Source organism: Bacteroidota bacterium (assembly GCA_030017895.1).
Taxonomy (GTDB): domain Bacteria; phylum Bacteroidota; class Ignavibacteria; order UBA10030; family BY39; genus JASEGV01.
In genome coordinates this window covers 18,958-28,565 of record JASEGV010000026.1, presented here as the reverse complement: position 1 = coordinate 28,565, position 9,608 = coordinate 18,958, and the positions used below count along the sequence as shown (strand labels likewise).

7 protein-coding genes are annotated in these 9,608 nt (G+C 37.5%); 1 reads left to right on the top strand and 6 read right to left on the bottom strand.

Translation table 11 applies throughout. The annotated features are described in order from the left end of the window. The 6 genes from QME58_06710 to recN all read right to left on the bottom strand — a co-directional run. Positions 1–1,103: right-handed parallel beta-helix repeat-containing protein (locus QME58_06710; GenBank protein MDI6803522.1), on the bottom strand; the 1,103-nt coding region annotated here is incomplete at its 3' end. A gap of 140 nt (positions 1,104–1,243) precedes the next feature. Continuing rightward, entirely contained in the window at positions 1,244–1,909 is a 666-nt protein-coding gene (locus QME58_06705) for a response regulator transcription factor (GenBank protein MDI6803521.1), read from the bottom strand. 55 nt (positions 1,910–1,964) lie between these two features. Further along, positions 1,965–4,070 (bottom strand): two-component regulator propeller domain-containing protein, encoded by a 2,106-nt coding sequence (locus QME58_06700; protein MDI6803520.1) that lies wholly within the window; start codon positions 4,068–4,070, stop codon positions 1,965–1,967. Between the two features lie 199 nt (positions 4,071–4,269). Then, positions 4,270–4,962: a two-component regulator propeller domain-containing protein gene (locus QME58_06695; GenBank protein ID MDI6803519.1), complete on the bottom strand. Its 693-nt coding sequence runs from the start codon at positions 4,960–4,962 to the stop codon at positions 4,270–4,272. Positions 4,963–4,988: 26 nt separating this feature from the next. Then, entirely contained in the window at positions 4,989–7,112 is a 2,124-nt protein-coding gene (locus QME58_06690; protein MDI6803518.1) for a S9 family peptidase, read from the bottom strand. A gap of 16 nt (positions 7,113–7,128) precedes the next feature. Then, complete coding sequence (gene recN / locus QME58_06685) at positions 7,129–8,841, bottom strand: DNA repair protein RecN (GenBank protein ID MDI6803517.1); 1,713 nt, start codon at positions 8,839–8,841, stop codon at positions 7,129–7,131. A 98-nt stretch (positions 8,842–8,939) separates the two neighbouring features. Between recN and QME58_06680 the strand changes: the two genes are divergently transcribed. Beyond that, positions 8,940–9,608: a SagB/ThcOx family dehydrogenase gene (locus QME58_06680; protein MDI6803516.1), complete on the top strand. Its 669-nt coding sequence runs from the start codon at positions 8,940–8,942 to the stop codon at positions 9,606–9,608.

Sequence of the window (9,608 nt, the reverse complement as noted above, 5' to 3'; positions counted from 1 at the left end):
TTATAGTTTGAAGTTCCGATAGCGGCAGGTATTCCTATGTAGTATGCATAACCACCGCCTGGGTTTGCAAATATGTTGTTCACCACATTGATACTACTGCCACCATCAACCGACAGAGCACGACCAGCCGTTGTGTTTGTGCTGCTTATATTCACACTGTTATAATACACATCCTGATTAGTACTGTAATAAAGTTGTATACCGTACGCAGTGCTTGCACCGCCAACTGATATAAAATTGTTTGCAATCAATCCGCGCGGTGTGGGAAGACCTGTACCGCCATCAGAATAGTAAAGATAGATACCAAAACCTGAATTTATGCTCATCTGATTCTTCAATATCTGCATCGCTCCCGTACTGCTCTGAATCTCCATACCTCGCTGGGCTGTAGTTGAGCTAATCGTGTTACCCGTAACTTGCGCTCCAATCTGATAACGCAAAAATATTGGGTTGTAACCCGTACCGCTGAATGTGTTGTTCGTTATCTGTGTACCTGTGGATAGTACTGACGGGCTTATGCCATCAAGATACACACCATAACTACCATTGACGAATGTGTTACCACTAATTGTGGTGTTGTCAATGGAGTCTCCGTCTGCATATATGACGATGAGATTTGCCGAACCACCTGTTGTACTGACACCGTTCAAAACATTGTTCATAAATCGGTTGTTATTGGCATCACCGTCCAATTTAATAACTGTACCGTATGATGGGCTTCCACTTGCAGTAAGTGTTATATTCTGGAAGGTAATATAATCTGCCTGAAGAAGTCGAACGATATAATTATTCGTGCTTGTCGGTGTAAAACTAATGGTTACGTTATTAGGGTCACCTGTTTGCGACTGAAATGTAATTGTGTTAGATGCACTAGCTCCACTAATACTGCCAATTAAAAATTGTTCATTATAATTTCCATTAAGGATATTGAACACAACCGGTGCATCAACACCTTTTGTCGTGAGATCGGCTACCGCTTGTGTAATAGTTGAATAATTTCCTCCACTTCCGACCGTATACGTCCCGTTCAGAGGTTGAGTATATACCTGCGGTAAGTATATACTAAAAATTAGCAGTGAAATTAATAATTTAAAATTCGACATATTTTTCTCCTTATTTTATTTTATAAATCTTTATAGTTAAATCTCATGACGCTTAAATATATAGATTGAAAATGCCAAAATCACCGCATAAATATGTGGTTTTTAGGAAGGAGGAAATTATTGTTTAAATGTGGAAATATCTATGTTTGGGGGAAAATTAAGCCGTTTTTAAGACCTTTAGCTACAGCTTCTCCGCGAGAATTAACATGCAATTTCTCGTAAATGTGCCTGATATGATACCTAACCCCGTCGATAGAGAGGAATAATTCATTTGCAATCAAAGAATAGGATTTGCCTTCGGACATTTTTTTTAAGACATGAATTTCACGTTCGGTCAACTCGTTCATCTTGTCGGCGCTTGATGTTCTTGATTTTTGGAAAAAAGAAATTACTTTACGCGCGATATTAGGGCTCATTGGTGAACCTCCGCTTCTACTATCTTTTATCGCTTTTATCAGCTCGTCCGCGGAAATCTCTTTTAATAAATATCCCACTGCACCGGCACAAATTGCATCAAATATTTTTTGATCGTCGCTGTGTATTGTACACATTAGCACAATTACATCGGGATATTTTTTTGAAATATATTTTACCCCCTCGATACCCGACATACCGGGTAAGCCAATATCCATAAGAACCACATCCGATTCTTCGATCGCTGAAGTCTCAAATGCTTTTTCGCAGTTTTCAAAAGAACCTGTGAGTGAAAATTCGGGAATACTATTTATAAGTTCTTCCATCCCGAATCGGACGTAACGATTATCTTCAATTAATGAGATAGATATAATTGTGTTTCCATTATTCATGATATAACCAATATAAATGTTTTATACCAAAATACACTACCCGAATATGTAGTTTTTATAAAGGGAAACTTATTTTCCAACATGTCCCCTCATCCCGGATTGTAATTAGTTCACTCGTACCATTCAGCATTTTAATACGCGAATGAATATTGCTCAAACCGGATCCGTTTTTTACCTTGTTAACATCGAATCCTTTTCCGTTATCACTAATCTGAATCGAGAAGGAGGAATTCTCCACTAACTCGATTGATATATCCATTTGAGTACAGTCAGAATGTTTAAGGGCATTGGCTATAATTTCTTTATATGCAAGCCAAAAGTTCTTAAGATTTTCCAGGGGTGGAGTAATTTTAGAAAAATTTTCGGGAAATTTAATTTTATAATTAATTGATTTGCTCTCGCATAAATCGGATGTGTAACGGCGGCATTTTGCGAGTACTACTTCCCAATTGTTGTTCTCGGGATTCAGCGACCAAATAATATCCCTGATAGATTCTAAAATTTCATCTGAACTTTCTTTAATAAGGGATAAATATTTTTTTGAATTTTGCGAAAAAACAGTTCCACTTTCTTTTTCAACTGCTTGAACAAAATACCCAATCCCACTCAAGGTAGATGCAATATCATCATGCAGATCACGCGAGATACCCTCACGTGTACGAGTGCGCTCATTTTGTAATGCTTGCTCTTGTTTTACTTTTTCTAACTTTGCTTTTATCTTACGAGTTGAAAAATACTTAACCAATATTATAAACAGAGTAGTTAAAGCGAGGAATAATGATAATATGAACCACCAGTGCTGCCATAAAGGGGCAACAATTGTAAATTTAATTTGTGCAGGTTGATCGCTTATAAATCCATCGCCGTTAATTGCTTGCACCTCGAATGTATGAGTCCCGGGTTTCAAACCTGCAAATGAAATTCGCCGGTCTCTCGTCCACAAACTCCAATTCTGAACAACATCTTTTAAACGATATTGGTATTCAATCGATTCACCGTCTCTTAAACTAACTCCCACGTATTCTAATACGAATTGTTCATTATCCCCAGAAAAACTATATACCGTATCTAAAGGAATTGATATTCCATCGACTGTAAAAGAATTTATTAAAACTTTCGGCGGTAAAAGATTTATCCGGTATCTGATATCCTCGTCTATCACAATCACATCTCTGGTAATGTACCAACTGACACCGTTTTTATTGATCCCGCAAAGGGCAACTCTTTCTCCTAACGATTCTTTGAAATTCCGGAATTTCACAACCTGGTCATAAACCATCGCTTGGAATCCGTGATTTGTTCCAATAAAAATGGTTTGCTCCTCTTTTAATAAACACCATATCGCATTGCTCACCAACCCATCGCGCATCGTAATCGTCCTGCAAAATATCGGTAAATTTTTATCCCGCCAAAAAATCGAAGAGATTCTTTCCTTTGGTATTACACCGATGCCGCTGTATCTGGTTCCAACTAATAAATTTCCATTCTCATCTTCACATATTGCCCGGACGGCATTGTTCGGTAATCCATCCGACTCTTTAATAATAATTTTTTTTCCGTTTTTCCAATCGCCTTTCTCGATAACACCTAAACCACCCCAGTAACCGCCAAGCCAAATATTGCCAAATGAATCTTCATAGATTGCTCGTATCGAAACATCGGGTAAACTATCAGTTATTAATTGATAGCGAGTCTTAGCCATGGAAGAATCAAATTCTATTATCAGTATTCCATGATTTTGTATACTGCAAATCAACCTATTTTGTCTATCCAACATCATACACAACAAATCTGATTTTTCGGGTCGAAATTTCAATGGAATTTTTCTGATAACTTCGAGCTTCGAACTTTTCCCTTTCTGATATATAATTTCATAGAGGATAATAGTTGACTGCGCATATCCAACCCACAGTCTGCCTTGTTTGTCGAATAATAAAGTTTGCGGATAATTGTTATGCAACACTTTATGCAAATAACTGGACCATTTTCCTTTTTTGTCGGACCAAAATTCCCACAAACCTGAAACTGTTGCAACCCAGATATGCCCCGCATTGTCGTTTACAGCTTGTGAGTTGTTGATAGGTGTGCTTAATGCCGGTATCGGAAATTTGTAAACATATTGGTCTTCATATTTTATAATACCCTCGTTATATGTTCCCATCCATAAATTATTTTCACGGTCAATAAGACCACATATTAAATTCGTGCTCGGCAGGCCTTGCTCAGTATTATATCTAACCGGGATATTGTCATTAGTACTACCGGAAGGGATTTTAAATAGTCCTTCGATAGTGCCAATCCACAAGTTCTCGCTCTGATCTTCTGTAATAAAAGTAACATTTCGAATGTTTGTTTCTAATCTAGTTATCGAAAATTTTTAACACAGTTCCATTCGATAATATAACCCAAATATTTTGTTCTGAATCTTTGAAGCTGTTATTGAAAGTAGCATTGGAATCGATAGAGAGTTCTATTGTTATAAAAGATTTATTTTTTTGTGAGTACGCAAACAATTTAAGTCCCGAAAAAAATATAATCTCGTTAGCGGCTGTTTCATAAATTTCACCAAGATGAATTTTTATATTATTTTCAAATGCAGATAACGAATCATTTTCGATAAGATAAATCCCTGAAAGAGTTCCGCACCATATTTTCCCATAGCTGTCTTGCATCAGATAGCCAACATAGTTAGCGTATTGGTCGGATTTGTGCGAGAAGGTTTTAAATTTACCGCCGGAAAATTTGAACACACCTCCGCCATTTGTGGCAACCCATAGCGCACCCGGTTCATTACGGTCTTCAATTATATGATTGATGTAATTATGAGGAAGCCCTTCAGCGGGTGTATAGTTTTTGAACGAAACGCCATCGTATCGGCTCAATCCCTCCGATGTTCCTATCCATAAAAAACCGTGTGAGTCCTGAAAAAGTGTCCGTATCTCGTTTGAAATAAGGTCGTTCTTGATTGTATATGTCAGGAATGGATGGACCTGTGAATTTCCGTTCCAAACAACACAGATAAAAGACAAAAGAACCAGAAAAATTAATTTCATAAATGCTTGTTTAATTTATCTGAAATCTACTTTACAATTCCACTCTGGCTCAATATATACGCGTAATCAAAAGCAATTTCTTTTAAACGTTCATAGCGCCCCGACCTGCCGCCGTGCCCCGATCCCATATTTGTTTTCAGGAGAATAACATTATTATCGGTTTTCATTTCTCGAAGTTTTGCAGTCCACTTTGCTCCTTCCCAATACCCAACACGCGGATCGTTCAAGCCGACTTTTACAAGTATATTCGGATATTTTTTAGATTCAATATTCGTGTAGGGACAGTAAGTTTTCATATAATCGTAATAAAGTTTTTCTTTCGGGTTTCCCCATTCTAAAAACTCACCGACAGTCAGTGGAAGAGTTTCATCGAGCATTGTGTTGATTACATCAACAAAGGGAACTTGAGCAACCACAGCTTTGAATAAACCGGGTCGCATATTAGTTACTGCACCCATCAGTAATCCGCCGGCGCTGCCACCTTCAATTGTCAGGTGGTTTGAAGTTGTGTAATTTTCTTTCACAAGATGTTCGGCAACCGATATGAAATCGGTAAATGTGTTTTTCTTTTTTAACAACTTCCCATCGTCGTACCAATCTCTTCCTAACTCACTGCCGCCGCGAACGTGAGCAATTGCATAAACGACACCCCTATCCAGTAAACTAAGACGGGACGAAGAAAATGTTACAGGCGAAGAATATCCATACGAACCATAGCCGGTAAGATGTAAAGGCGACTTACCGATTTTCTCAAATCCTATTTTATAAACGATCGATATCGGAACCTCTTTACCATCTTTTGCTTTTCCATAAATCCGTTCCGATTTATATAGCTTAGGATTGTAGCCGCCAAGTACTTCGGTTTGTTTTAGCAATGTTTGTTCGCGTGTTCCAAAGTTATAATCGTAAATGGAACTCGGCGTAATAAACGACTGGTAACTGAAACGAAAAACATTTGTGTCAAATTCTGCATTTGTACTCGGATATGCTGTATAAACCGGTTCCGGAAAGTTGATGTAGTGATGCTCGTTTGTGCGTAAATCGGTTACACGCATCTTTTGTATTCCTAGTTCAGTTTCGTATGCGACAAAATAGTTCTTGAAAAAATCGACATTTGTTAAGTGAATGCTTTTCCTGTGTGGAAGAACTTCTTTCCAGTTTTTTTGTTGCGGATCGCTGACGGGCGCTACCACAAGTTTAAAATTTTTCGCCCCTTTGTTCGTTACTATGTAAAATTTATCGCCGTAATGATCGATTGTGTATTCGTGTTCTTGTTCGCGAGGTGAAATTATTTTGAAATCTCCCAAAGGTTTACCAGCAGATAAATAACGAACTTCATCGGAATTACTCGATTGTGCATTCAGAAAAATAAACTCTTTGCTTCTTGAACGCCAGGCAGATATTCTAAAAAGTTCATCTTTTTCTTCATATATCAGCACATCTTCTTTCTGAGTCGTTCCTAATGTATGCCTGAAAAGCTGATGAGGGCGTTTTGCATGGTCGTGAGTTGTGTAGAAAATAGTTTGATTCTCCAAAGCCCAAACAACCGAGTTTACATTATCAAGTTTATCAGCTAAAAATTCGTTAGTTTCCAAGTTTTTTACAAATAACGAAAATTCTTCCGCGCCAGTTGTATCAATCGAAAAAGCAAGCAGATTTTGGTCGATACTTACGCTGAAAGCACCTAACCGGAAATATTGATATTTCGCTGCAAGCTCATTTTGATCGAGTATAATTTCTTCAGGTGCATCGAGGTTATTCTTCTTTCTACAAAAAATCGAATATTGTTTTCCCTTTTCCGTGCGGGTGTAGTAAAAGTAATTTCCAATTCGGTATGGAACATCGAGGTCAGTTTCTTTAATTCTGCTTAGCATTTCGTTGTAGAGTGTTTCCTGAAAAGCCACAGTCGGCAGCATCATCGCATCTGTGTATTCGTTTTCGGCTTCAAGATGTTTAATAACTTCAGAATTCGTTTTATCTTTTAGCCATGCATATTTATCATTAAGCGTATCGTTATTTAGAAATGTTGTTTGCATATTCGTATTTGTTGACGGCGGTTTGCTTACTGATCGTGAAATCGATTCTTGTGAATAGGTATATATGGAATAAATTATTAAGAGTGAAAGAATAAATAATTTTAGCAATTTCATTTTTTGTCCTTGTGTTTTATTTAATGTTCAATAATTCTTTTGCTGATTTAAGTGTCGATTCTGTTACAACGGTTCCGCTCATTAATTTTGCAACTTGGTAGATACGTTCCTCGAGTGTTAATTTTCTCAGTTTTGTTGCTGAACGCTTTCCGTCCTCAACTTTTTCTACTACATAATGTGTATCCGCCAAGCCGGCAATTTGCGGGAGGTGTGTTATTGCAATAATCTGATGAAGCCGCGAAAGATTTTTTAAACTCAAACCAACAACTTGGGCAATGCGTCCGCTGATGCCGATATCTATTTCATCGAAAATCAAAAGCGGCAGTTTTTCGGATTTTGCAAGTATAGTTTTGAGAGATAGCATAATGCGCGATATTTCGCCTCCTGAAGCTACTTTTGCAAGAGGTTTTACATCTTCTCCAATATTTGTTGAAATGAAGAACTCAACAAAGTCAATCCCTTTTGGAGTTGTTTCATAAAAATCTTTCCCGATTTTTATGAATGCATTTTCAGAGTTGCCCGACTTAATTATTCTATTATCGACTCTCGTTTCGAATTTCGAGTTATTTATACCGAGTTCAGCTAAAACTTTTACAATTTCAGAATTTACTTTTTTTGCGGCTTCGTTCCGTTTGACTGAAAGTATTTTAGCCAACTCAGATGCAATTTTTCTATTGTTTTCAATCGTTTCTTTTACTCTGTTTATCTCGGCATCGAAATTTTCGACAAGCTGCAACTCGGCTTCAAGTTTTTGTTTAAATTCAATAATTGTCTCGATTGAGCCGCCGTATTTTTTCTTTAGGAGCGAAATTTGACCTAACCTGTTGCGGTGATGTTCTAATTTTTCGGGACTGAATTCGATCTTTGAGATATAATCCCTCACCGAAGCAGTCAGCTCTTTCACAATCGCATCAGCAGATTCGGCTTCTTTCTTTAGCACTCCAAATGTTTCATCGATGAGCAATAACTGCTCGATATGTTTGAGCGACTGGCTGAGTTTAACAATTATAGAATTTTCACCGTCATACAAAATATTATATAATTGATTTGTTTCTTCGTTCAGTTTTTCCGAGTTCTCCAAAATTTTTAATTCAGATTCGAGATGTGCCTCTTCGTCAGGAGTAGGATTTACTGCATCAATTTCTTTTAATTGAAATTCATACAAATCTTTTTTCTCATTTATTAATTTTTCCCGATTTTGTAATTCGGTGAGTTTACTTACTTCGTTTGTTAATTGATTGTAGGCGGCTTTGAATTCTTCAACGAGAGACGAAAGCGCTGCAAAATCATCCAACAAATCGTTATGAGTTTCAGTTCGCAGCAATGATTGATGCTCGTGCTGCCCGTGCAAATCAACGAGCAGGTCGCCGATGTTTTTCATCATACCCAAAGAAACGGGAGTGTCGTTCACAAAGCAACGGCTCGTTCCTTTGATTGAAACTTCGCGACGTAGTATAACTTCATCCGAAAAATCTATTTCATTTTCTTTTAAGATTGGTTTTATATTTTTGTTTTGAGAGACGTCGAAAGTTCCTTCAACGATTGCTTTATCGGCATCTTTACGTATTGCATCGGTGTCGGCACGCTCGCCTAAAATTAAACTTAGCGCATCTATGATGATTGATTTTCCCGCACCTGTCTCGCCGGTTATGATATTCATTCCTTGATCAAAATCGATTTCGAGTTTTTCAATCAGTGCGTAATTTTGTATATGCAGATGTTTAAGCATTTGTGGTATAATTTAAGGAAAAATTAGGAAATATCAATTTTGGTTTTGATATTCGTACAAAATTGTTAAATTACCATCACAATAATTTGGAGGTTGGTATGTTCAAAGGAATTATATCGTTATTACTGGTTTATTTACTTATTAACGAAAATGGAATGAATAAAATAATGGATACTGAATCGGTTATTCCACTCTCAAAACCGCAAACTACCGGGAAGGTTTCGCTTGAAGAGACTCTGAACAAGCGCCGAACAATTCGTTCGTTCAGTAATAAACCAATTTCAGTAGCTGAATTAAGTCAGCTATTATGGGCTGGACAAGGGATAACTTCGCCGAAAGGTTTTCGAACGGCACCATCTGCGGGGGCACTTTATCCGCTCGAGATTTTTGTTGTTGCCGGAAATGTAGGCGGACTTGAATCAGGAATTTACAGGTACAAGCCGCAGAATCATTCGCTGACAAAAATTATATCGGGTGATAAACGGAAAGATTTAGCAGATGCAGCATTGGGACAGGATCAAATTGAAACAGCCGCTGCAAACATAATCATAGCGGCAGTTGTAAAACGCACATCCTCAAAATACGGCGCCAGAGCCGAGCGGTACGTTAATATGGAAGTTGGACACGCTGCACAAAATATTTTACTTCAAGTTCAGAGTTTGGGTTTGGGTGCTTGTCCGATTGGAGCTTTTTATGATGAGAAAGTTAAGAAGTTTTTACAATTAAACGAAGAAGAACCGCTTTATATTCTTACAATTGGAAAGTGA

Coding starts and splice junctions, on each gene's coding strand:
- QME58_06695 (MDI6803519.1), bottom strand. CDS start 4,962: ATGAAATTAATTTTTCTGGTTCTTTTGTCTTTTATCTGTGTTGTTTGG.
- QME58_06680 (MDI6803516.1), top strand. CDS start 8,940: ATGTTCAAAGGAATTATATCGTTATTACTGGTTTATTTACTTATTAAC.
- recN (MDI6803517.1), bottom strand. CDS start 8,841: ATGCTTAAACATCTGCATATACAAAATTACGCACTGATTGAAAAACTC.
- QME58_06700 (MDI6803520.1), bottom strand. CDS start 4,070: ATGGGAACATATAACGAGGGTATTATAAAATATGAAGACCAATATGTT.
- QME58_06690 (MDI6803518.1), bottom strand. CDS start 7,112: ATGAAATTGCTAAAATTATTTATTCTTTCACTCTTAATAATTTATTCC.
- QME58_06705 (MDI6803521.1), bottom strand. CDS start 1,909: ATGAATAATGGAAACACAATTATATCTATCTCATTAATTGAAGATAAT.